24 protein-coding genes are annotated in these 23,778 nt (G+C 61.2%); 23 read left to right on the top strand and 1 reads right to left on the bottom strand.

Annotated elements, in window-relative coordinates; all coding sequences use genetic code 11:
- Position 1: 1 nt before the first annotated feature.
- From leuC to JAB1_RS17200, 16 genes are all read left to right on the top strand, one after another.
- On the top strand, positions 2–1,405 hold the full coding sequence (gene leuC / locus JAB1_RS17270; RefSeq protein WP_070281127.1) for a 3-isopropylmalate dehydratase large subunit: 1,404 nt from the start codon (positions 2–4) through the stop codon (positions 1,403–1,405).
- A 68-nt stretch (positions 1,406–1,473) separates the two neighbouring features.
- The gene (locus JAB1_RS28850; RefSeq protein WP_010400408.1) at positions 1,474–1,596 is read left to right on the top strand and encodes an entericidin A/B family lipoprotein; all 123 of its coding nucleotides are present in this window, start codon (positions 1,474–1,476) and stop codon (positions 1,594–1,596) included.
- Between the two features lie 51 nt (positions 1,597–1,647).
- Positions 1,648–2,295 carry a 3-isopropylmalate dehydratase small subunit gene (gene leuD / locus JAB1_RS17265; protein ID WP_034783435.1) on the top strand — a complete coding sequence of 216 codons (648 nt, stop codon included), beginning with the start codon at positions 1,648–1,650 and terminating at the stop codon, positions 2,293–2,295.
- Positions 2,296–2,306: 11 nt separating this feature from the next.
- On the top strand, positions 2,307–3,377 hold the full coding sequence (leuB, locus tag JAB1_RS17260; protein ID WP_070281126.1) for a 3-isopropylmalate dehydrogenase: 1,071 nt from the start codon (positions 2,307–2,309) through the stop codon (positions 3,375–3,377).
- 45 nt (positions 3,378–3,422) lie between these two features.
- The gene (gene asd / locus JAB1_RS17255) at positions 3,423–4,550 is read left to right on the top strand and encodes an aspartate-semialdehyde dehydrogenase (protein WP_071653368.1); all 1,128 of its coding nucleotides are present in this window, start codon (positions 3,423–3,425) and stop codon (positions 4,548–4,550) included.
- A gap of 255 nt (positions 4,551–4,805) precedes the next feature.
- Positions 4,806–7,286, top strand: a complete 2,481-nt coding sequence (locus JAB1_RS17250) for a FimV/HubP family polar landmark protein (RefSeq protein WP_254672144.1) — start codon at positions 4,806–4,808, stop codon at positions 7,284–7,286.
- Positions 7,287–7,333: 47 nt separating this feature from the next.
- Positions 7,334–8,164, top strand: a complete 831-nt coding sequence (gene truA / locus JAB1_RS17245; RefSeq protein ID WP_175445083.1) for a tRNA pseudouridine(38-40) synthase TruA — start codon at positions 7,334–7,336, stop codon at positions 8,162–8,164.
- A gap of 28 nt (positions 8,165–8,192) precedes the next feature.
- Positions 8,193–8,876, top strand: coding sequence for a phosphoribosylanthranilate isomerase (locus tag JAB1_RS17240; protein ID WP_070281123.1), 684 nt, complete (start codon positions 8,193–8,195; stop codon positions 8,874–8,876).
- Positions 8,869–10,119 carry a tryptophan synthase subunit beta gene (gene trpB, locus JAB1_RS17235; protein ID WP_139144594.1) on the top strand — a complete coding sequence of 417 codons (1,251 nt, stop codon included), beginning with the start codon at positions 8,869–8,871 and terminating at the stop codon, positions 10,117–10,119. The genes JAB1_RS17240 and trpB overlap by 8 nt, the downstream gene beginning before the upstream one ends.
- 133 nt (positions 10,120–10,252) lie before the next feature.
- On the top strand, positions 10,253–11,050 hold the full coding sequence (trpA, locus tag JAB1_RS17230; RefSeq protein ID WP_070281122.1) for a tryptophan synthase subunit alpha: 798 nt from the start codon (positions 10,253–10,255) through the stop codon (positions 11,048–11,050).
- Between the two features lie 197 nt (positions 11,051–11,247).
- Complete coding sequence (accD, locus tag JAB1_RS17225) at positions 11,248–12,120, top strand: acetyl-CoA carboxylase, carboxyltransferase subunit beta (RefSeq protein ID WP_010400390.1); 873 nt, start codon at positions 11,248–11,250, stop codon at positions 12,118–12,120.
- A gap of 101 nt (positions 12,121–12,221) precedes the next feature.
- Positions 12,222–13,520 carry a bifunctional tetrahydrofolate synthase/dihydrofolate synthase gene (gene folC, locus JAB1_RS17220; protein ID WP_070260519.1) on the top strand — a complete coding sequence of 433 codons (1,299 nt, stop codon included), beginning with the start codon at positions 12,222–12,224 and terminating at the stop codon, positions 13,518–13,520.
- A gap of 24 nt (positions 13,521–13,544) precedes the next feature.
- A complete protein-coding gene (locus JAB1_RS17215; protein ID WP_070281121.1) occupies positions 13,545–14,504 on the top strand; it encodes an SPOR domain-containing protein in 960 nt (319 codons plus the stop codon).
- A 20-nt stretch (positions 14,505–14,524) separates the two neighbouring features.
- Complete coding sequence (locus JAB1_RS17210; RefSeq protein ID WP_034783449.1) at positions 14,525–15,013, top strand: CvpA family protein; 489 nt, start codon at positions 14,525–14,527, stop codon at positions 15,011–15,013.
- A 39-nt stretch (positions 15,014–15,052) separates the two neighbouring features.
- Positions 15,053–16,576: an amidophosphoribosyltransferase gene (gene purF, locus JAB1_RS17205; RefSeq protein WP_034783451.1), complete on the top strand. Its 1,524-nt coding sequence runs from the start codon at positions 15,053–15,055 to the stop codon at positions 16,574–16,576.
- 43 nt (positions 16,577–16,619) lie between these two features.
- Positions 16,620–17,861 carry a cystathionine gamma-synthase family protein gene (locus tag JAB1_RS17200; RefSeq protein ID WP_070281119.1) on the top strand — a complete coding sequence of 414 codons (1,242 nt, stop codon included), beginning with the start codon at positions 16,620–16,622 and terminating at the stop codon, positions 17,859–17,861.
- A gap of 66 nt (positions 17,862–17,927) precedes the next feature.
- Here the strand turns inward: JAB1_RS17200 and lexA are convergent, their stop codons facing one another.
- A complete protein-coding gene (gene lexA / locus JAB1_RS17195; protein ID WP_070281117.1) occupies positions 17,928–18,563 on the bottom strand; it encodes a transcriptional repressor LexA in 636 nt (211 codons plus the stop codon).
- A 275-nt stretch (positions 18,564–18,838) separates the two neighbouring features.
- On the opposite strand from lexA, the gene rpsF reads away from it, so the two are divergent.
- The 7 genes from rpsF (at position 18,839) to JAB1_RS17160 (ending at position 23,642) form a co-directional block, all read left to right on the top strand.
- On the top strand, positions 18,839–19,228 hold the full coding sequence (rpsF, locus tag JAB1_RS17190) for a 30S ribosomal protein S6 (RefSeq protein WP_034750499.1): 390 nt from the start codon (positions 18,839–18,841) through the stop codon (positions 19,226–19,228).
- A 20-nt stretch (positions 19,229–19,248) separates the two neighbouring features.
- Entirely contained in the window at positions 19,249–19,548 is a 300-nt protein-coding gene (priB, locus tag JAB1_RS17185) for a primosomal replication protein N (RefSeq protein WP_034783455.1), read from the top strand.
- Positions 19,549–19,573: 25 nt separating this feature from the next.
- A complete protein-coding gene (rpsR, locus tag JAB1_RS17180; RefSeq protein WP_010400024.1) occupies positions 19,574–19,864 on the top strand; it encodes a 30S ribosomal protein S18 in 291 nt (96 codons plus the stop codon).
- Between the two features lie 27 nt (positions 19,865–19,891).
- Positions 19,892–20,347, top strand: a complete 456-nt coding sequence (gene rplI, locus JAB1_RS17175; RefSeq protein WP_034783456.1) for a 50S ribosomal protein L9 — start codon at positions 19,892–19,894, stop codon at positions 20,345–20,347.
- 135 nt (positions 20,348–20,482) lie between these two features.
- The gene (locus tag JAB1_RS17170; protein WP_034750488.1) at positions 20,483–21,868 is read left to right on the top strand and encodes a replicative DNA helicase; all 1,386 of its coding nucleotides are present in this window, start codon (positions 20,483–20,485) and stop codon (positions 21,866–21,868) included.
- Between the two features lie 94 nt (positions 21,869–21,962).
- Positions 21,963–22,589 carry a DUF47 domain-containing protein gene (locus tag JAB1_RS17165; RefSeq protein ID WP_010400015.1) on the top strand — a complete coding sequence of 209 codons (627 nt, stop codon included), beginning with the start codon at positions 21,963–21,965 and terminating at the stop codon, positions 22,587–22,589.
- Positions 22,590–22,631: 42 nt separating this feature from the next.
- On the top strand, positions 22,632–23,642 hold the full coding sequence (locus JAB1_RS17160) for an inorganic phosphate transporter (RefSeq protein ID WP_034783457.1): 1,011 nt from the start codon (positions 22,632–22,634) through the stop codon (positions 23,640–23,642).
- The last annotated feature ends 136 nt before the right edge of the window (positions 23,643–23,778 follow it).

Raw genomic sequence — 23,778 nt, 5'->3', positions numbered from 1 at the left:
CATGATGAAGACGCTTTACGACAAACTTTGGGAATCCCACGTTGTTCGGGCCGAAGATGATGGCACGACAATTCTGTACATCGACCGGCACCTGCTGCACGAAGTCACCAGCCCGCAAGCCTTCGATGGCCTCAGCGTGGCGGGCCGCCAGCCGTGGCGTATTTCCGCCAACCTGGCTGTGGCCGACCATAACGTGCCCACCACCAGCCGCGTCGACGGCATCGCCGACCCGGTCTCGCGCCTGCAGGTGGAAACGCTGGACAAGAACGCCAAGCACTACGGCTTGACCTACTTCAACATGAACGACAAGCGCCAGGGTATCGTGCACGTGATCGGCCCCGAACAGGGCGCGACCCTGCCCGGCATGACGGTCGTCTGCGGCGACTCGCACACGTCCACGCACGGCGCGTTTGGCGCGCTGGCGCACGGCATCGGCACGTCCGAAGTGGAACACGTGCTGGCCACGCAAACCTTGCTGCAAAAGAAATCCAAATCCATGCTGGTGCAAGTCGACGGCGCCTTGCCGGCCGGCGTGACGGCGAAAGATATCGTGCTGGCCATCATCGGCAAGATCGGCACGGCCGGCGGCACGGGCTACTGTATCGAGTTCGGCGGCTCGGCCATCCGCGCGCTGTCGATGGAAGGCCGCATGACGGTGTGCAACATGGCCATCGAGGCGGGCGCACGGGCCGGCATCATCGGCGTGGATGACACCACCATCAATTACGTCAAGGGCCGTCCGTTTTCCCCGGCAGGTCCGCACTGGGAGCGCGCCGTGGCCTATTGGCGCACCCTGCATTCGGACCCTGGCGCCCGCTTCGACCTCGTCGTCACGCTCAACGCGGCAGAAATCGTGCCGCAGGTGACCTGGGGTACCTCGCCCGAGATGGTGATCGGCGTCGATGGCCGCGTGCCGGACCCCGACCAGGAAAAAGACAGCGTCAAGCGCGATGCGATGGAAAAGGCGCTGGTCTACATGAACCTCAAGCCCAACACGGCCATCGAAGACATCCGCATCGACAAGGTATTCATCGGTTCCTGCACCAATTCGCGCATCGAGGATTTGCGCGCGGCGGCCGCCGTGGTGCGCGGCAAGTACCGCGCCTCGAACGTCACCCTGGCGCTGGTGGTGCCAGGTTCCGGCCTCGTCAAGGATCTGGCCGAGCGCGAGGGACTGGACCGCATCTTCAAGGATGCCGGCTTCGAGTGGCGCGAGCCGGGCTGCTCCATGTGCCTGGCCATGAATGCGGACCGCCTGGAGCCGGGCGAACGCTGCGCGTCCACGTCGAACCGCAACTTCGAAGGCCGGCAAGGGCAGGGCGGCCGTACCCACCTGGTGTCGCCCGCGATGGCGGCGGCGGCAGGCATCGCCGGCCACTTTGTCGACGTGCGGGGATTGCGATGACGGCAGGGACCGGCGCCGCTGGTTTACACTAGCGTTCCCGGTCCCTTACTTACTATCAAGAAATCATCATGAAAAAACTCTTCGCCCTCCTCATCGCCACCGTCATCCTGTCTGGCTGCAACACCGTCTCCGGCATCGGCCGCGATGTGCAGAAAGTCGGCCAGGTCGTCACTGGCGCCGGCGGAAAATAAACCGCGACGTGCCGGCGCCCCGCGCCGCGCGTCCTACCGAGTAGAAACAGCATGGATAAATTTACGATTTACGAAGGCCTGGTCGCCCCGCTGGACCGCGCCAACGTCGACACCGACGCGATTATCCCGAAGCAATTCCTGAAATCGATCCACCGCAGCGGCTTCGGCCCCAACCTGTTCGATGAATGGCGCTACCTCGACCATGGCGAGCCTGGGCAGGACAACAGCCGCCGTCCGCTGAATCCGGAGTTCGTGCTCAATGAGCCACGCTACCAGGGCGCTTCGATCTTGCTTACGCGCAAGAACTTCGGTTGCGGCTCCTCGCGCGAACACGCGCCGTGGGCGCTGGATCAATATGGTTTCCGCGCCATCATCGCGCCATCGTTTGCCGATATCTTCTTCAATAACTGCTACAAGAACGGCTTGCTGCCCATCGTGCTGTCAGAAAGCCAGGTCGAGCACCTGTTCAATGAAGTCAAGGCTTTCCCCGGCTTCAAGCTGGTGGTGGACCTGGAGCAGCAATGCGTGCGCACCAGCAACGGTTCCGTCTCGTATCCGTTCGAGATCGACGCCTTCCGCAAATATTGCCTGATGAATGGCCTCGACGATATCGGCCTGACCCTGCGCCACGCCGACGATATCCGCGCCTTCGAAGAACGCCATCTTTCTGCTCAGCCCTGGCTGGCCAACGTCATTTAAACGATTAAAATATGAAAATTGCAATCTTACCCGGCGACGGCATCGGTCCTGAAATCATCGCGCAAGCTGTCAAGGTCTTGAATGTGCTGGGCGAATCGTTCGAGCTGGAAACGGCACCCGTGGGCGGCGCCGGCTATGCGGCCCATGGCCACCCTTTGCCGGAAGCCACCCTGGCCCTGGCGAAAGCGGCCGATGCCGTGCTGTTCGGCGCTGTTGGCGACTACCAGTACGACAACCTGGAACGCCAGTTCCGTCCCGAGCAGGCGATTTTGGGCTTGCGCAAGAACCTGGGCTTGTTCGCCAACCTGCGTCCGGCCATTCTGTATCCGGAGCTGGCGGGCGCCTCGACCCTGAAGCCGGAAGTGGTGTCCGGCCTGGACATTTTGATCATCCGTGAACTGACGGGCGACATCTATTTCGGCCAGCCCCGCGGCGTGCGCGAGTGCCCGGATGGTCCGTTCAAGGGCCAGCGCGAAGGTTTTGACACCATGCGTTATGCGGAAGGGGAAATCCGCCGCATCGCCCACGTGGCTTTCCAGGCCGCGCAAAAGCGCGACAAGCGCCTCACCAGCGTGGACAAGGCGAACGTGCTGGAAACCTTCCAGTTCTGGAAAGACATCGTCACCGACGTGCACAAGGAATACCCGGATGTGGCGCTCGATCACATGTATGTCGACAACGCGGCCATGCAGCTGGTGCGGGCGCCGAAGAAATTCGATGTCATGGTGACCGGTAACATGTTCGGCGACATTCTGTCGGATGCGGCCGCCATGCTGACGGGTTCGATCGGCATGCTGCCGTCGGCTTCGCTCGACGCCAACAACAAGGGCCTGTACGAACCGTCGCACGGCTCCGCGCCCGATATCGCGGGCAAGGGTATCGCCAATCCGCTGGCGACGATCTTGTCGGCGGCCATGATGCTGCGCTATTCGCTCAACCGCGAAGAGCAGGCAAGCCGCATCGAGGCTGCTGTCAAGCAAGTGCTGGCGCAGGGCCTGCGCACGGCCGACATCCATGAAGCGGGCACGACTTTGGTCGGTACCGAGGCGATGGGTGATGCAGTTGTAAAAGCGCTGGGATAAAATAGTCTAATGACGGCAGTCGCCGTCTCATCTTGAGGAATGGTAATGAAATTAGTTGGCTTGGTAGGTTGGCGCGGTATGGTCGGTTCGGTCCTGATGCAGCGCATGCAGGAAGAGGGCGATTTCGCCCATATCGAACCGGTGTTTTTCACCACTTCGAACACGGGCGGCGCGGCGCCGGCCATGGCGAAGAATGAAACCATCCTCAAGGATGCCAACAACATCGCCGAACTGTCCAAGTGCGACATCATCATTTCCTGCCAGGGCGGCGACTACACGAGCGCTGTCTTCCCGCAGCTGCGCGCAGCGGGCTGGAATGGCTACTGGATCGATGCGGCCTCGACCTTGCGCATGGAAAAGGACGCCGTCATCGTGCTCGACCCCGTCAACCTGCACGTCATCAAGGATGCGCTGGGCAAGGGCGTCAAGAATTACATCGGCGGCAATTGCACGGTATCGTGCATGATGATGGGCCTGGGCGGCCTGTTCCAGCACGATTTGATCGACTGGATGACGTCGATGACCTACCAGGCGGCATCGGGCGGCGGCGCGCAGCACATGCGCGAACTGCTGACGCAATTTGGCACCATCAACGGTTCCGTCAAGGCGCTGCTGGACAACCCGGCTTCCGCCATCCTGGAAATCGACCGCCAGGTGCTGGCCACCCAGCACGGCTATTCCCCGGATGAAATCAAGCAATTCGGTGCGCCGCTGGCCGGTAACCTGATCCCGTGGATCGACAAGGACCTGGGCAACGGCCAGTCGAAGGAAGAGTGGAAAGCGGGCGCGGAAACGAACAAGATCCTGGGCCGCGGCATCGACTTTGGCACCAAGGAAATCCCTGTCGACGGCCTGTGCGTGCGCATCGGCGCCATGCGCTGCCATTCGCAAGCCTTGACCATCAAGCTGAAAAAAGACGTGCCGCTCGATGAAATCAACGACATCATCGCCAGCAACAATGAGTGGGTGAAATTCGTGCCGAACACGCGCGAAGCGTCCGTGCGCGACCTGTCGCCGGCGGCCGTCACGGGCAGCCTGACGATTCCTGTCGGCCGCGTGCGCAAGATGAGCATGGGCGGCGAATACCTGTCCGCGTTCACCGTGGGCGATCAGTTGCTGTGGGGCGCGGCCGAGCCGCTGCGCCGCATGCTGCGCATCCTGCTGGACGCGTAATGGCAATAAATCAGTAATAAATTGCTGATCAAGATCAAGCCGGGGCTGTTTTCCCGGCTTTTTTTTCGTCCTGAGCCCCTCAAGGCTCAACCATGCGGAGCTTGCATAGCTCTGGGCATGATGATATGTTGATACCTCTGGAAAAGTAACAGTTTTCCCATGTCAACTAAGATGCCGCCAACTATGCCTGTACACACTCGTCCCCGGGTCGCCTCCCTTGCCATTAAAACACTCAGCAGTGCTGTCGCCTGTGCGGTGTTATTGTCACCGGCGGCATCCGCAGCCGAGCTGGGCAAGATCACGGTGCTGTCCGCCGCCGGCCAGCCGCTGCGCGCCGAGGTCGAATTATCGGCCGTCAAGCCAGGCGAGGCCGCGAACCTGCTGGCCAAGCTGGCGCCGCCGGACGCCTACCGCCAGGCCAACGTGGAATTCAATCCCGCCCTGAACGCGCTGACGTTTGCCGTGGAAAACCGCAATGGCAAGCCCTTCATCCGCATCAGCTCGGCGCAACCGGTGGCCGAACCCATGGTGGATCTTTTGCTGGAGCTGAGCAGCAAGAGCGGTCGCCAGGTGCGCGAATATGCGTTTGTGCTCGACACGCCCGAAGCGCGCCAGACGCGCGGCGCGCAAGTGACGGCGCCAGTCGAGCCAGGCAAGGCCAAACCGGCTGCCGCGGCCGATGCTGCGCCGCCGGCCGCGAAAAAGGCGGCAGGCGAATACAAGGTCAAGACGGGCGATACCCTGAGCCGCATCGCCAGCGAGCTGAAGCCTTCGGGCGTATCGCTCGACATGATGCTCGTCGCCCTGTACCGGGCCAATCCCGATGCCTTCAAGGGCGAGAACATGAACCGCATGCAGGCCGGACGCATCCTGGCCGTGCCGGGCGCGGACACCGTGCGCGCCACGGGCGCGGCTGAAGCGAAGGGCATCGTGACGGCGCACGCCATCGATTTCGAAGCCTACCGCAACAAGCTGGCGGGCCAGGTGTCGCAAAGCAAGCCGGCCAAGGCGGCGCAAGCGACGCAAAGCACGGCTGGCAAGATCGGCGCGACGAAGGTGCAGGAAAAGCCGACGGCCGTGAGCGAGTCGCAAGACAAGCTGAAACTGTCGAAGGCGGAGCCGGCGGCCAAGTCGGCCGGCAAGAGCACCGTCGCCAGCGAGGAAGACAAGATCGCCAAGGCGAAGCAGGTCGATGAAGCTGCCGCACGCGTCAAAGAGCTGGAAAAAAACGTCAGCGACCTGGAAAAGCTGATGGCGGTCAAGAGCAAGGCCATGGCGGACAAGAGCGCCCCGGCGCCCGCCAAGCCGGCCGAGACCGCTGCCAGCGCACCGGCCAGCGTTCCTGCCCCGGCCGCCGAGGCGCAGCCGCCCGTGCCGAAGGCGAAACCGGTGCCGCTGGTGAAAAAACCGTCGCCGCTGGAACCGACCTTCGCCGACAAGTTCAATGACCATCTGGGTGCCATCGGCATCGGCCTGGCCGCGCTGCTGGCCGCCGTGGCCGCGCTGGTGATCGCGCGCCGCCGCAAGGAGACGCCGCCGCCCGCCGACAATGTCGCCCCCGTGTTCGAGCCGGAAGCGCCTGTGACGCCGCCGGCCGGCCTGGCGCCGGAAGACCAGCAGTCCGAAGCGAGCAACCACCTGTTCGGCACGGGTGCCGCCGCTGCTGGCGTCGCCGCCGTAGCGGGCGCCAGCATGCTCGATGCGAATGAAACGGACCCGGTCGCCGAAGCGGACGTGTATATCGCCTACGGCCGCGATGGCCAGGCGGAAGATATCCTCAAGGAAGCCTTGCGTATCCACCCGGAGCGCCATGCGGCCCGCCTGAAGCTGCTGGAAATCTATTCGGCCCGCAACGACGTGCGCGCATTTGAAGACCAGGCCAGCGAGCTGTACAGCTTGACGCGTGGCCAGGGCGAAGAGTGGCCGCAGGCGGCCGCGCTGGGCCTGGCGCTCGATCCCACCAATCCCCTGTATGGCGATACGGAAGACGATGCTGTCGTTAGCCTGAGCAAGGCTGCGGGCGACGACTTGCATGGCCAGAGCATGGACTTGTCCGACGATCTGTCTGCTCCTGAGTCAGCGCCGGCGGCCGACCTGGCGCCCGCCGAGCCCGTGTCCTCCGTGACGGCCCGCGATACGCGCGCGCCCCTCGACTTCGACCTCGACAGCCTCGATTTCGAGCCCGTTTCCACCAGCGACCCGATCGTCATGCCGGGACCGGACAGCAAGCCGGTCTCCACCGGGCAGGATGCGCAGTATGACGCCAGCATGGATTTCGGCCTGGATCTGGAGCCGCCAGCCGGTCCCGTAAATGGCGTGGGCGCCGGCTTGATGCCTTTGCCTGATCCGTTGAAGGATGTCGACCTGGCCCATTTCGACCTCGACGAACCGGTGGCGCCAGCTGCCGCGCCGGTCGCGGCGGCCGAGCCTTCCCTCGACAGCCTGTTCGACGACGCGCAAACGCCCGCCACCTTGCCGGAAGCCATACCGCCGGCACAGGAATTCGACCTGTCCGGCATCGACCTGGACCTCAACGACGGCAAGACGGCCAGCGTGGGCGTGGACGACCCGCTGTCGGCCATCCACATGGAAATGGATACCAAGCTGGACCTGGCGATCGCTTACCAGGAAATCGGCGACAAGGAAGGCGCGCGCGAGCTGATCGATGAGGTCATCAAGGGCGGCAGCGCCGAACAGGTCGCGAAAGCGAATACGATGAGGGCTTTGCTGAGCTAGCAATACCCGGCGGCGCGGCAGGTCCACGGCGCCGGTATAATGCTTCGATGCAAAATATTACGACAGCAACGCCATTGAAGCGTATCGTCCTCGGCCTGCAGTACGACGGCACGGCCTGGCATGGATACCAGAAACAGGAAGACGGGCAAACGGTGCAGGACCAGCTGGAAAACGCGCTGGAACAATTTGCCCGCGTGCGCCTGGCCACCACGTGCGCCGGCCGCACGGATACGGGCGTGCATGCGCTCGAGCAAGTCGTGCATTTCGATACGGAATTGAACCGCGACGTGCACTCGTGGGTGCGCGGCGTCAACGCCTTCCTGCCGAAATCCATCGTCGTGCGCTGGGCCAAGGAACTTGAAGGCGATCCGACGGTCAATGACTTCTTCCACGCCCGCTTCAGCGCCCGCGCGCGCACCTATCATTATGTGTTGTATAACAACGCCACCCGTTCGCCGCTGGTGGAAGGGCGCGCCGGCTTCTTTTTCCGTCCGCTGGACGTGGAACTGATGCGGCAAGCCGTGCAGCCGTTGCTGGGCTGGCACGATTTCACGGCTTTCCGCGCCGCGCAATGCCAGGCCAAGTCGCCCGTCAAGCTGATGCATGACATCCGTATCGAGCGGCGCGGCGATTGCGTGATTTTCACCATTACGGCCAATGCCTTCCTGCACCACATGGTGCGCAACCTGGTCGGTTCGCTCGTCTACATCGGCACGGGGCGCGAAAAGCCGGAATGGCTGGGGCATTTGCTTGAAAGTAAAGACCGCCACGCGGCGGCGCCCACCTTCATGCCGGACGGCCTGTACCTGGCGCAGATCGATTACGATCCGAAATGGGCATTGCCGCAAGACAGTAGTAGCGCTTTGCCCTGGTTTTGATCTGCATCAAATCAAGTAAAGGATTGCCATGCCTCGCACACGCATCAAGATCTGCGGCCTGACCCGCGCCGAAGACATCCAGGCCGTCGTGGCCGCGGGCGCCGACGCCATCGGCTTCGTGTTTTATCCGAAAAGCCCCCGTTACGTCACGCCGCAGCAGGCCGCCAGCCTGATCGCCGCCATGCCGCCCTACGTGACGACGGTGGGCCTGTTCGTCAATGCCACGTTGGACGAGGTGCGGGCCACGAGGGCCGTGGCGCCCTTGTCCCTGCTGCAATTTCATGGCGACGAGACGCCCGAACACAGCGCCGCGCTGGCTGGCGCCGTGAATACGCCCTTTACGCAAGTGTTCCGCGTCAAACCCGACACCTCCTTTGAAGATTTGCTAGAATACGAACAGCGCTATCGCGCCGCCAGTCCCTTGTTCTCCAGCCTCTTGCTCGATACCTATGTGGATGCCTACGGCGGTGCAGGAAAGGTATTTGATTGGTCCCTCATTCCAAAAGAACTCGCGCCTCGGGTCGTTTTAAGTGGTGGCTTGAGCGTACAAAACGCGACTGACGCAGTGGTGCGCGTGCGCCCTTACGCCGTCGACATCAGCAGTGGTGTCGAAGCGTCCAAGGGCATCAAGGACGCATCCCGAGTCCGCGCGTTTATCGCTGCGGTGCAGGATGCCGATGCCATCATTGCCAGAGGAAACCACCATGAATGACCACACCACCGCGCCCGGCGAAGCCGCCGCATTGTTCCACGCCACCGATTACCCTTTTCCTGACGTACGTGGCCACTTTGGCCCCTATGGCGGCTCGTTTGTTGCCGAAACGCTGACCCACGCGCTGGCCGAGCTGAAAGACGCTTATGCGCGCTACAGCGCCGATCCGGAATTCCTCGAAGAATTCCGCTACGAGCTCAAGCACTTTGTTGGCCGTCCGTCGCCCATCTACCACGCCAAGCGCTGGTCCGAGATGGCTGGCGGCGCGCAAATCTATTTCAAGCGCGAAGACTTGAACCACACGGGCGCGCACAAGATCAATAACGTGATCGGCCAGGCCCTGCTGGCCAAGCGCATGGGCAAGCCGCGCATCATCGCCGAGACGGGCGCCGGCCAGCATGGCGTGGCCACAGCCACCATCTGCGCCCGCTTCGGCCTCGAATGCGTGGTCTACATGGGCAGCGAAGACGTCAAGCGCCAGGCGCAGAACGTGTACCGCATGAAACTGCTGGGTGCGACCGTCGTGCCCGTCGAATCCGGCTCCAAGACCCTCAAGGATGCGCTGAACGAAGCCATGCGCGACTGGGTCACGAATATCGAAAACACCTTTTATATCATCGGCACCGTGGCCGGCCCCCATCCGTATCCGATGATGGTGCGCGACTTCCAGTCCGTGATCGGCGAGGAATGCCTGGTGCAGATGCCGGAAATGACGGGCCGCCAGCCCGACTACGTGCTGGCCTGCATCGGCGGCGGCTCGAACGCCATGGGTATCTTTTACCCGTACATCGACCAGAAGGACGTGAAACTGATCGGCGTGGAAGCGGCCGGCGAAGGACTGGACACGGGCAAGCACTCGGCTTCGCTGACGGCCGGCTTTCCGGGCGTGCTGCACGGCAACCGCACGTACCTGCTGCAAGATGAAAATGGCCAGATCATCGAGACGCATTCCGTCTCGGCCGGCCTCGACTATCCGGGCGTGGGCCCGGAACATGCGTGGCTGAAAGATTCGGGCCGCGCGCAATACGTGTCGATCACGGATGACGAGGCGCTGCAGGCGTTTCACGACTGCTGCCATATCGAAGGCATCATCCCGGCCTTGGAATCGTCGCACGCGCTGGCCTACGCGGCCAAGCTGGCGGCCACCTTGCCGAAAGACAAAATTGTACTGGCCAACCTGTCGGGCCGTGGCGACAAGGACATGCATACCGTGGCGGAGCGCATGGGACTCAATTTCAACTAACAGCGTGTCAACGGGGTCAGACCCGCCGGGGGAGTGCGCGCCAGTGGTGCGCATTCCGATCCCGCAGGGACTGACCCCAGCCTTTGCTTTGGGTTGAAATTATTCCATCTATCCATCATTAAGAAAGCTCATCATGTCCCGTATCTCCACCACTTTTGCCAACTTAAAATCCAACAACAAGACCGCCCTGGTCACCTTCATCACTGCCGGCGACCCCGGCCCTGACGCCACCGTGCCCCTGATGCACGCGCTCGTCGAGGGCGGCGCCGACGTGCTGGAGCTGGGCGTGCCGTTTTCCGACCCCATGGCCGAAGGCCCCGTCATCCAGCGTGCCTGCGAACGGGCTTTGAAATTCAATGTGGGCATCCACGATGTGTTCGGCTATGTGCGCCAGTTCCGCGCAACGAACCAGACGACGCCCGTCGTGCTGATGGGCTATGCGAATCCTATCGAGCGCATCGGCAGCGCCGCGTTTATTGATGCAGCGCAAGCGGCCGGCGCCGATGGCGCCATCGTCGTCGACTATCCGCCGGAAGAGTGCGAGGAATTCGCGGCCGCCATGCGCGCGGCGGGCCTGGACCTGATCTTCCTGCTGGCGCCCACCTCGACCGAAGAGCGCATCGCGCAAGTGGCCAAGGTTGGCGGCGGCTTCAGCTATTATGTGTCGCTGAAAGGCGTCACGGGCGCCGGCAACATTGATACGGAACAGGTGGCAGAGCGCCTCGCGGCCATCCGCCAGCATGTAAAATTACCTATCGGCGTGGGCTTCGGCATCCGCGATGGCGCTACGGCCAAGGCCGTTGCCAAGGTGGCCGATGCCGTCGTGATCGGCAGCCGCATCATCCAGGAGATTGAAAATGCCCCGGAAGGTGGCGCCGTCGACGCCGTGCGCAGCTTTACTGCAAGCATCCGCGCCGCACTGGACGCCTGAGCAAGCTTGTTGTTTACGCAAGCTCGGGTGGCGGCAAAGTTCGACAGCCCGGCGATAAACGGCTACACTTCGGCCACTGATTTGCCTGTTATTGTGCAATAGATAAAATTTTTGGTGGCGCCCTGCGGGGCGTCGCCGTTTACCGTCTGCCGGGGGCGTCCACCGACGCTACCCCTACAAGGGCCCAAGGAGAAAATATGAGTTGGTTGGAAAAACTGCTGCCACCGCGCATCCAGCGTTCTGATGCCGCCGCGCGCAAGACCATGCCGGAAGGCCTGTGGGTCAAGTGCCCGTCGTGCGAAGCCGTGCTGTACCGTACGGACCTGGAGTCGAATTTGCACGTGTGCCCGAAATGCGACCACCACATGCGCATCCGCGCGCGTGAACGCCTCGACAGCCTGCTCGACGCGGGCGGCCGCTATGAAATCGGCCAGGAAATCCTGCCAGTCGATACCTTGAAATTCAAGGACAGCAAGAAATACCCGGACCGCCTGAAGTCCGCCATGGAAGCGACGGGCGAGACGGATGCGATGGTCGTCATGGGCGGCGCCATCATGAGCCTGCCGGTTGTCGTGGCGTGCTTCGAATTCGAATTCATGGGCGGCTCCATGGGCTCCGTCGTGGGCGAGCGCTTTGTGCGCGGCGCACAGATCGCGCTGGAACAGAAGGTACCGTTCATTTGCATCACCGCCACCGGTGGCGCGCGCATGCAGGAAGGCTTGCTGTCGTTGATGCAGATGGCGAAGACCACGGCCATGCTGACCAAGCTGTCGGAAAAGAAATTGCCATTCATCAGCGTGCTGACCGACCCGACCATGGGCGGCGTGTCCGCTTCGTTCGCCTTCATGGGCGACGTGGTCATTGCTGAACCGAAAGCGCTGATCGGCTTTGCCGGCCCGCGCGTGATTGAAAACACCGTGCGTGAAAAACTGCCGGAAGGCTTCCAGCGCGCCGAGTTCCTCGTCACCAAGGGCGCCGTCGACATGATCGTCGACCGCCGCAAGATGCGCGAAGAAATCGCCCGCCTGCTGGCCTTGTTGCAAAACCAGGCTGTCGAAGTCTTGGCTTAACGCCAAAGTAACAGGCCGGGCGGCGTCCGAAGGATCCGCCCGGTTGCCACGCCACACCATCTCCGCGCTTCGCGCACTGTCTCCTCATCAAGAAGTCTCCCATGCAAAACCTCCCCACCACCTTGCCGGACTGGCTCGCCCTGCTGGAAACCCGCCATTCGGAAACCCAGATCAATATGGGTCTGGACCGCGTGCAAGCCGTCAAGGCGCGCATGCAGCTGGCGTTTACTTGCCCCGTGATCATGGTGGCGGGCACGAATGGCAAGGGGTCCACCTGCGCCATGCTGGAATCCGTGTTGTTGCGTGCCGGCTACAAAGTGGGGCTCTACATCAAGCCGCACTTCCTTGATTTTAACGAGCGCGCCCGCGTGCTGGGCGAGATGGCCAGCGACGAACAGCTCGTTGCCAGCTTCAACTTTGTTGAAGCCGTGCGGGGCGACACGCCGCTCACGTATTTCGAATTCACCACCCTGGCGATCCTGCACCTGCTGTCGCAGGCCAAGCTGGACGTGGCCATCCTCGAAGTGGGCCTGGGCGGGCGCCTCGACGCCGTCAACGTGATCGACGCCGACGTGGCTATCGTCACCAGCGTCGATATCGACCACACGGATTACCTGGGCGACACGCGAGAAGCGATCGGCTTTGAAAAGGCGGGTATCTTCCGTCCGGGCAAGGCGGCCATTTGCAGCGACCCCGTGCCGCCGCAGTCGCTGATCGACCATGCGGAAGCCATCGGCGCGGACCTGTGGCTGATGGGCCGCGATTTCAATTATTCGGGCGACAAGCAGCAGTGGAACTATGGCGGGCGCGAGCAGCGCCGCAATTCGCTCGCTTACCCGAGCTTGCGCGGCGCCAACCAGATCCTCAATGCGACGGCCGTGCTGGCCGCGCTGGAAGTGCTGAAGCTGAAACTGCCCGTGGGCGCGCAGGAAGTGCGCACGGGCCTCGTGACGGTGGAACTGCCGGGCCGCTTCCAGGTCTTGCCTGGCCGCCCCAGCGTGATCCTCGACGTGGCGCACAACCCCCATGCAGCCTCGGCGCTGAACCAGAACCTGGGCAATATGGGTTTCCACCCGTACACGTATGCCGTGTTCGGCTCCATGCTGGACAAGGATATCGATGGCGTACTGGCTGCGATGAGCGAGCACGTCGACCACTGGTGCCTGACGGGCTTGCCTTCGCCGCGCGCGGCCACAGCCTCCGAACTGGCCGCCAAGGTGCAGATCATGCTCGAAGACAAGCCCGACAGCAGCGAACATACTGTGTCTATTTTCGATGATCCGGCACAAGCTTTTGCAAATGCAATGAGCCGGGCCGGTGAGAATGATAGAATTGTGGTCTTTGGTTCTTTCCTCACCGTTGCCGGCGTGATGAAGGCCCGAAAATCCTCACTTCACTGAAACGCACTCGACTGAAAATCACGCATGGGCTTGTTCTCGAAACTGTTTAAAAACAAGCAAGAATCCTCTGGCGAAGACAGCGGCTTTTATGTCCCTGGCGAAGCACAGTCGCCGACCCGCAAGCGCGCAGCCAACACCTCCGGTGGCGGCGGATCGCGCCGTGGCGGCAAGGAAGCGCCGGATCCGGTCTTGCCTGAAAAGAAGCGCGCACGCCGCCGCCTGGTCGGGGCGATTGCCCTGGCCCTGGGCGTAGCTGTCGGCTTGCCGATGCTGCTCGATTCCGAGCCGAAGGCGCCCTTCAACGATATCGCCATCGACATTCCGTCGAAGGAAAAGGCCGCCGCACCTGCACCGGCGCCCGTGCCGGCCGTTCCGGCCCAGGCCGCAGCGAATGGCCTGGACCAGTCCGAGGAAATCGTCGATGCGCCACTGCCGCCTGCAGCCAAGCCTACGCCCACACCGGCACCCGTGCTGGCCGCCGTGCAGCCTGCAACGGTCAAGCCGACCTATGTGGAACCGAAACCTGAGCCCAAGCCTGTCAAGGTGGAGCCGAAGCCGGAAGCGAAGCACGAACCCAAGCCTGAGCCGAAACACGAGCCCAAGCCCGAGCCCAAGCATGAGGTAAAGCCGGAAACCAAGCCTGAAGCGAAACCTGCCAAGCCGGCGCAATCGGCCGACGATGCCGCGCGCGCGCTGGCTATCCTGGAAGGCAAGCCGCAAGAGAAAGTACAAGACAAGGCGCACGACGCCGGCAGCGGCAAGTTCGTGGTGCAGGTGGCGGCCTTGGCGACGCAGGACAAGGTCGATGAATTGCAGGACAAGCTGCGCGAAGCGGGCATCAAGTCGTACACGCAGAAAGTCTCCAGCCCGGCGGGCGAGCGCATCCGCGTGCGCGTGGGCCCGTTCGGCAGCCGCGAAGACGCCGAAAAGACCCGCGCCAAGCTGCAAAAGCTGGGCCTGGGCGGCAGCCTGGTACCGGCGTGATGTTGCAAGGCTGAGCGCACGTGACGATTTTCGATTACCTGGTGCTGTTCGTGCTGGTGACGTCCGTGCTGATCAGCATGATGCGTGGCCTGGTCAAGGAAATACTGTCATTGGTCAGCTGGATCGTGGCTTTCGTCATTGCCAACGCCTATGGCGCCACGCTGGCGAAATTCCTGCCGGAAGCCGTGCCGGGCGAGGCTGTCCGTTTGTTGCTGGCTTTCGTGGTGCTGTTCATCGGCGTACGCATTTTGATGGGATTGCTGTCCATGACGGTCGATGCGCTCGTCAAGGTAACGGGCCTGAGCCTGGCCGACCGCACCCTGGGCAGCCTGTTCGGCGTGGCGCGGGGCCTTGTGATCGTGCTGACCGCCGTCATCTTGTGTGGCATGACTTCCATACCGCAGCAGCCATTCTGGAAAAACGCGCAGCTCAGCCCGCTCGCGGAGCAGGGCGCGCGCGCCATCAAGCCTTATCTGCCTGCCGCTTACGCGCAGCATGTGAAATTTTGAATTTTTTTTAAAATCAGTAGCACAGTTTAGGAGCACACCATGTGTGGCATCGTCGGCGTCGTTTCCCATCAACCTGTCAATCAATTGCTCTATGATGCATTGTTGCTCCTGCAACATCGCGGTCAGGACGCGGCAGGGATTGCGACCAATCACAGCAGTATGTTTTCCATGCACAAAGCCAATGGCCTCGTGCGTGACGTCTTCCGTACGCGCAACATGCGTTCGCTGCAAGGCACGACGGGCATCGGCCATTGCCGCTACCCGACGGCCGGTTCGTCGAGCGAAGAGGAAGCACAACCGTTCTATGTGAATGCGCCGTTCGGCATCACCCTGGCGCACAATGGCAACCTGACCAACTGGGAACAGTTGAAACTGGAAATGTTCAAGAATGACCGCCGCCACATCAATACCGATTCCGATTCGGAAGTGTTGCTCAACGTGCTGGCGCATGAAATCCAGGAAGCGACGACGGGCCTGAACCTGGACCCGGAAGCCATCTTCAAGGCCGTTACCGTGCTGAACCGCCGCGTCAAGGGTGGTTACGCCGCCGTGGCGCAGATCGCCGGCGTGGGCTTGCTGGCCTTCCGCGATCCGCACGGCATCCGCCCGCTGTGCCTGGGCATCAATGAAACGGAGCAAGGTCCGGAATACCTGATCGCTTCCGAATCCGTGGCCCTGGAAGGCATGGGCTTCCGCTTCGTGCGCGACATCGGTCCCGGCGAAGCCGTCTTCATCGATGCTGACAAGCAATTGCACAGCGCCCAATGCGCCGACAATGCCAGCCTGAACCCGTGCGTGTTCGAATTCGTCTACCTGGCCCGTCCTGACTCCGTCATCGACGGTGCCTCCGTGTACGCCACGCGCCTGAAAATGGGCGAGTACCTGGCCGAGAAGATCCGCGCCGAATTGCCAGGCGTGCATATCGACGTGGTCATGCCGATTCCCGATTCCTCGCGTCCGGCCGCCATCCAGCTGGCCATGGCGCTGAACATCGAGTACCGCGAAGGCTTCATCAAGAACCGCTATATCGGCCGTACCTTCATCATGCCGGGCCAGGCGGCGCGCAAGAAATCCGTGCGCCAGAAGCTCAACGCGATCCCGTCCGAATTCAAGGACAAGGTCGTGCTGCTGGTCGACGATTCCATCGTGCGCGGTACCACCAGCCGTGAAATCGTGCAGATGGCGCGCGAAGCGGGCGCGACGAAAGTCATCTTCGCCTCGGCTGCGCCTCCGGTGATCTACCCGAACGTGTACGGCATCGACATGCCGACGCGCGACGAACTGATCGCCTATGGCCGCACGACGGAAGAAGTGTGCCGCGAAATCACGGCCGACTACCTGGTGTACCAGGATATCGGCGCGCTCAAGCAGGCCATCGCCGATGTCAACCCGGCCCTGACCAACTTCGAAGCGTCGTGCTTCGATGGCGTGTACGTGACGGGCGACGTGTCGCAGGAATACCTGGACCGCCTGGAGTATGCGCGCCACCATCCGAAGGCGGCAGCGCCCGAAGATACGCCGCGTTCCCAGCTGAACCTGAACCTGGCGACAACAGAAGCGTAATTATCTTGCCCGGCTAGCGCCGGGCTTTTTTTGCTCCGCGATCATGAACGATAAAAAAAACTACGGCTTTACCACCACCATCCTGCATAACGACCGCCGCAAGGGCATCGAGCACGGTTCCCTGCACAAGCCCGTGCATACTTCCGTTGCCTTCGGCTACGGCGATGCGCGCCAGCTCGCTTCCGTGTTCCAGGGCAAGGAGCCCGGCTTCCGCTACGGCCGCCAGGGCAATCCGACCGTCTCCGCGCTGGAAGACAAGGTCAACAAGATGGAAGACGGCGTCGCCACGCTGTGCTTCGCCACCGGCATGGGCGCCATCGGCGCCGTGGTGCAGGCGCTCTTGCGCGCCGGCGACCATGTCGTGTCGTCGGCCTTTTTGTTTGGCAACACCAACAGCCTGTGGCAAACGGTGACGGGGCAGGGCGTCGCCGTGTCGTTCGTCGACGCCACGGACGTGGCCAATGTGGCCGCCGCCATCACGCCGCAAACGCGCATCGTGTTTGTCGAAACCATCGCCAATCCGCGCACGCAGATCGCCGACCTGGCGAAGATCGGCGCGTTGTGCAAGGAACGCGGCATTTTGTACATCGTCGACAACACCATGACGACGCCCTACCTGTTCCGCCCGAAAGCCGTGGGCGCGGGTCTGGTGGTCAATGCGCTGACAAAATCCATCGGCGGCCACGGCAATGCCCTGGGCGGCAGCTTGACGGACACGGGCGTGTTCGACTGGACGCAGTATCCGAACATTTTCGACAATTACAAGAAGGCGGCGCCGGCGCAGTGGGGCATCGCGCAAATCCGCGCCAAGGCCTTGCGCGATTTCGGCGCATCCCTGGGTCCGGAGGCGGCGCACCATATCGCCGTCGGCGCGGAAACCATGGCCTTGCGCATGGACCGCACCTGCTCGAACGCCCTGGCGCTGGCCACCATGCTGGCCGCCGACCCGCGGGTAGCGGCCGTGCATTACCCGGGCCTGGCCTCGCATCCGCAGCACGCGCTGGCGACGGATTTGTTCCGCAGCTATGGCTCGCTGTTCAGCTTCGAGCTGAAGGATGGCATCGATTGCTTCGATTTCCTCAATCGTCTCAATCTTGCCATTCCAGCGAGCAATCTCGGCGACACCCGCACCCTGGTCATTCCCGTCGCCCACACGATCTTTTACGAGATGGGCGCCGAGCGCCGCGCCAGCATGGGCATCGCCGAATCCCTGATCCGCGTCTCCGTCGGTATCGAGGATGAGGCGGACTTGCTCGAGGATTTCCGTAGCGCCCTGGATGCATAAAACGCCTGGGAAATAAAAAAGGGCCGCAACAGTCATGCTGTTGCGGCCCTTTTTACATGCGGTGGTTCAATGCCAGCTGCGCATCAAGCCTACCGCCAAACCTTCCAGGGCGAATTCATCTTCCGGCGATACGGTAATGACCTTGAAGTCGGGGTTTTCCGGCAGCAATTCGATGACGGAACCCGTTTTCTTGTAGCGCTTGACGGTGACTTCGTCGCCGATGCGGGCGACGACGATCTGGCCATTCTTGGCGCTATCGACCTTCTTGACGGCCAGTAAATCGCCATCCATGATGCCGGCGTCGCGCATGGACCAGCCGCGCACCTTCAGCAGGAAGTCGGGCTTGGCAGAAAACAGGGCGGGGTCCACGTTGTAGCTCGCTTCCAGGTTTTCCTGCGCCAGGATGGGCGAGCCTGCCGCCACCCGGCCGATCAGGGGCAGCGACATCAGCAGCGCTGCCGGCAGTTTCGATGGCAGGGCTTCAGCGGCTGCGCCGATCAGGCGGATGCCGCGCGAGGTGCCGGGAGAAATCTCGATCGCGCCCTTGCGGGCCAGGGCCTGCAAATGCTCTTCGGCCGCGTTGGCCGATTTGAAACCCAGTTCATTGGCGATTTCGGCACGGGTGGGAGGAAAGCCCGTGTTTTCAATCGCGTCCTTGATCAGGTTCAGGATTTGTTCTTGTCGTGCTGTCAGCTTGATCATGAGCGGTGGGTGCATACTAAAATGCTGTCTATATGAACAGTCTGTATTTTTGTACAGTATCGCCCACTATGCAAGGGGATTTCCGTGTTTTAGGCGAATTTCGCAAGAAATACTTGTCCAGGGGCGGAAAGCACGGCGGCGCGCGGGCTTTTCGGGCGCTTGTGGAAGGAATGATTGAAACGTTTGCAAAAGGCGGTTATAATCTTCGGCTGACCTTCCCACACCCGTCTTGACGCCGGGGTGGGCGATTATCAATCCGACCTGAAGGAGTTTGCATGCGTCATTATGAAATAGTCTTTATCGTCCATCCGGACCAAAGCGAGCAAGTGCCCGCGATGATCGAACGCTACAAAGCCAGCGTAACCACCCGCGGCGGTTCGGTTCACCGCGTGGAAGATTGGGGCCGCCGTCAAATGGCTTACTCGATCCAAAAGCTGCCTAAAGCACACTACATCTGCCTGAACATCGAATGCGACAACGAGACCCTGGTCGAGTTGGAAACAGCATTCAAATTCAATGATGCCGTGTTGCGTCACCTGACCGTTAAAATGAAGAAAGCTGAAACAGCTCCTTCGCCGATGATGAAATCGGTACAACGCGAAGACGCGGCCAAAAGCCACCGCACCGAAGCACCAGCAGCCGCTCCAGCCGCAGCAGCAGCTTAATTCTTGACCAGGATCGTGCGCTGAACCAGCTACAAGTAACCGCCATCATTGCCGAGCGCGAAATATTGCGCTATACCCCGGCAGGGCTGCCGATTGTGAATGCAGTATTGCAACACAGTTCGCAGCAGATGGAAGCAGGGATTGCCCGTTTGACCGAGTTTGATGTTGCCGCGCTAGCCGCTGGCGAAATTTCAGGCAGGTTCAGTCAGGCAAGCTTGGGCGGGGTATATCAGTTCACGGGTTTCCTGGCCAGGAAGAGCCGCAACAGCAAGAGTTTGGTGTTTCACATCATTGATTTTAGTGCAGTCAATTCTGACTAGCGCATTTTAGATACAGGAGCCTGACATGGCATTCGGTAAAAAGTTCGACAAAAATAAGCTCAAGCTTAAAGAAAAACGCAAACAGCAAAACCCGTTGTTCAAACGCAAGAAGTTCTGCCGCTTCACCGCAGCTCACGTTGAGCAAGTCGACTACAAAGACGTCGACACGCTGAAAGACTTCGTCCAAGAAAACGGCAAGATCATGCCAGCACGCCTGACCGGTACCAAAGCGCACTACCAGCGCCAAGTTGACACCGCAATCAAGCGCGCTCGCTTCCTCGCGCTGCTGCCATACACCGATCTGCACCACGCTTAATCGGTCAGATATTCCTGGAGAAGAACTATGCAAATCATTCTGTTAGAAAAAGTTGTTAACGTCGGTAACCTCGGCGAAGTCGTCAAAGTCAAAGACGGTTACGCACGTAACTTCCTGATCCCGCAACGCCTGGCACGTCGTGCTACGGCAACCGCTGTGGCTGAATTCGAAGTCAAGCGCGCCGAGCTGGAAAAAGCTGCTGCCGCCAAACTGGCCGCATCGCAAGCCCAGGGCGAAAAACTGAGCGGCCTGACCGTTCAAGTTGCTCAAAAAGCTGGTGTTGATGGCCGTCTGTTCGGTTCCGTCACCAACTTCGACATCGCTGAAGCGCTGACCAAGCAAGGTTTTGCTGTTGAAAAAGCACAAATCCGCATGCCTACCGGCCCGCTGAAGATCGTTGGCGAGCACAACGTTTCGGTTGCTCTGCACACCGACGTGGTCGTGGAAGTTGTTATCGCTGTCGTACCAGACGCGAACGCGTAATCGTCTGCGGGCCTGGCCCGCAAGCGCTGCCGCACTATGAAAAGCCGGGTTCGCCCGGCTTTTTTGTGGCCTTTTTTTCGCTCAATTTCAGCCCTTTATTTTTGCCAGCACGCCGAAGCGGGTATAATTCGCGCCATGAACGCCCCCTCTGATCCGCAACTGGATTCCCTCCGTATTCCGCCGCATTCGATCGAAGCAGAACAATCCGTTATCGGTGGTCTGCTGCGCGACAATGCCGCGTATGACCGCATCGCCGACTTCATGCATGCGGAGGATTTCTATCGCTATGACCATCGCATCATCTTCGAGCAAATCGTCAAGATGGTTAACGCTTCCAAGCCAGCCGATGTCATTACTGTTTTTGAAACCCTGACCCAGCTCGGCAAGGCCGATGATGTGGGCGGACTCGCTTACCTGAACGCCATGGCGCAAAACACGCCATCGGCCGCGAACATCCGGCGCTACGCCGAGATCGTGCGCGACCGCGGCGTGCTGCGCAAGCTCATCACCGTCGCCGACGATATTTCCGGCACGGCCTTCAGCCCGCAAGGCAAGGAAGTCAAGCAGATGCTTGACGAGGCCGAGTCAAAGATTTTCGCCATCGCCGAAGAAGGCGCGCGCGGCGCCCAGGGCTGGACCGCCATCCAGCCCCTGCTGACGCAAGTGGTCGAGCGCATCGACGAACTGTACAGCCGCGACAACCAGAGTGAAATCACGGGCGTGCCCACCGGTTTCATCGACCTCGACCGCATGACCTCCGGTCTGCAGCCGGGCGACCTGGTGATCGTGGCGGGCCGTCCATCGATGGGCAAGACGGCGTTTTCCGTCAACATCGGCGAAAACGTGGCCATCGACAGCGGCTTGCCCGTGGCCGTGTTCTCGATGGAGATGGGCGGCGCCCAGCTGGCCATGCGTATGCTCGGCTCCGTCGGACAGCTGGACCAGCACCGCCTGCGCACGGGCCGCCTGAACGACGAGGACTGGCCGCGCCTGACGAATGCGATCCAGAAGATGAACGACGCGCAGTTGTACATCGATGAAACGCCGGCGCTCAACTCGATCGAATTGCGCGCCCGTTCGCGCCGCCTGTCGCGTCAATGCGGCAAGCTGGGCCTGATCATCGTCGATTACTTGCAGCTGATGTCGGCCAATACGCCGGGCGACAACCGCGCCACGGAGATTTCCGAGATTTCACGGGGCTTGAAAGGCCTGGCGAAAGAACTCGGTTGCCCCGTGATCGCGCTGTCCCAGCTGAACCGCTCGCTGGAGCAACGCCCGAACAAACGTCCTGTCATGTCCGACTTGCGCGAATCGGGCGCTATTGAGCAGGATGCCGACGTGATCCTGTTCATTTACCGCGACGAGGTGTATAACCCCGACTCGCCAGACAAGGGAACGGCCGAAATCATCATCGGTAAACAACGTAACGGTCCAATCGGCAGCATCCGCCTCACCTTCATGGGGCAGTACACCAAATTTGGCAATTACAGTGGTGGCCTGGCGCTTTACCAAGGCGACTAACACAGCAGCACTGATATTCCATTGGCCGCCCCTTCATCAAAAGGGGCGGCTTTCTGTAGTAAATAACACGACTCAATGCTTAACGGAGAATGACATGTTTGGACGCTTGATGCCCACTGAGGGCAAGTTTTTTGAATTGTTTAACCAGCACGCGGAACTGTGCGTCAAGGGCGCCAAAGAGATGCTCGGCCTGATGACCAATTTCGACGACCTGGAAAACCGCGTGCATGCGATCGAAAGCATCGAGAAACAGGCGGACAAAGTCACCTACGCCACCGTGGAAATGCTGCACAAGACCTTCATCACGCCGATCGACCGCGACGACATCCATCAGCTGATCACGCGCCAGGACGACATCCTCGACCTGCTGGAAGATGCGGCGCAAACCGTTTCGCTGTACGACCTGAAAGCCGTCACGCCGGAAGCCAAGCGCCTGGCCGAACTGGTGCTGGCCTGTACCGAAAAAGTGCGCGACGCCGTCGCCATGCTGCACAACATGGACAACTCGCGCAAGATCGTCGCCATCTGCGAAGAGATCGACCGCCTGGAATCGGACGCCGACCACGTGATGCGCGCCGCCATGTCCAAGCTGTTCCGCGATGAGCCGGACGTGCGCAACCTGATCAAGCTGAAAGCGATCTACGAAATTCTGGAAACCGTGACCGACCGTTGCGAAGATGTGTCCAATATTATCGAAGGCATCATCGTCGAAAACGCGTAAGCGTTGGGCCTGTCCTGAACCAGAATCAGAAAAGAAACTACAATGACCATACAAATCAGCATCTACGTGCTAGGCCTGTTGATCGTCCTCGCGCTGCTGTTTGACTTCATGAACGGCTTCCACGATGCCGCCAACGCGATCGCCACGGTGGTCTCGACGGGCGTATTGAAACCGCAGACCGCGGTTGCCATGGCCGCCACGTTCAACTTCGTCGCCATCTTCGTGTTCCACCAGCTGACCGTGGCCGCCACGGTGGGCAAGGGCACCATCGACCCGGCGGTGATCGACCAGTACGTGATCTTCGGCGCGCTGATGGGCGCCATCTTCTGGAATTTGTTTACCTGGTACTACGGCATTCCTTCGTCGTCCTCGCACGCGCTGATCGGCGGCCTGGTGGGCGCCGCTGTCGCCAAGTCCGGCACGGGCGCGCTGGTCGCGGCCGGCCTGTGGAAAACCGTGGCTTTCATCGTCATCGCACCCGTGCTGGGCTTTGTGTTCGGTTCGATCATGATGCTGCTCGTGTCGTGGATATTCGTGCGTTCGACGCCGCGCAAGGTCGACAAGTGGTTCCGCCGTTTGCAACTGGTATCGGCGGCCGCCTACAGCCTGGGCCACGGCGGCAACGATGCGCAAAAAACCATCGGCATCATCTGGATGCTGCTGATCGCCGCCGGCTACTCGAGCGCGGCCGATGCCATGCCGCCGATGTGGGTCATCATCTCGTGCTACACGGCCATCAGCTTCGGTACGCTGTTCGGCGGCTGGCGCATCGTCAAGACCATGGGCCAGAAGATCACCAAGCTCAAACCGGTGGGCGGCTTCTGCGCCGAAACCGGCGGTGCGATCACCCTGTTCGTCTCGACGGCGCTGGGCATTCCCGTGTCGACCACGCACACGATCACGGGCGCCATCGTCGGCGTCGGCTCGTCGCAAAAAATGTCGGCCGTGCGCTGGGGCGTGGCGGGCAATATCGTCTGGGCCTGGATCTTCACGATTCCCGCTTCCGCCTTCGTTGCCGCAGTCGCCTGGTGGATTGGCCACCACATCATGTAAGGCGCCCCTGCAAACCTACTGCGCAGCCCCCTATCGAATCTCCGTTGCTCGCTGCACTAAAGTACAGCTCCGCTACTCAATCCGATATCGGGCTTGCTCGCTACGGTTTTCAGAGGGCCTTGGGCCAATTGGGCAC

It is taken from the genome of Janthinobacterium sp. MP5059B, from assembly GCF_001758645.1.
In the GTDB taxonomy this organism is placed as follows: Bacteria; Pseudomonadota; Gammaproteobacteria; order Burkholderiales; family Burkholderiaceae_D; genus Janthinobacterium; species Janthinobacterium lividum.
This window is presented reverse-complemented; position numbering and strand designations above follow the sequence as displayed.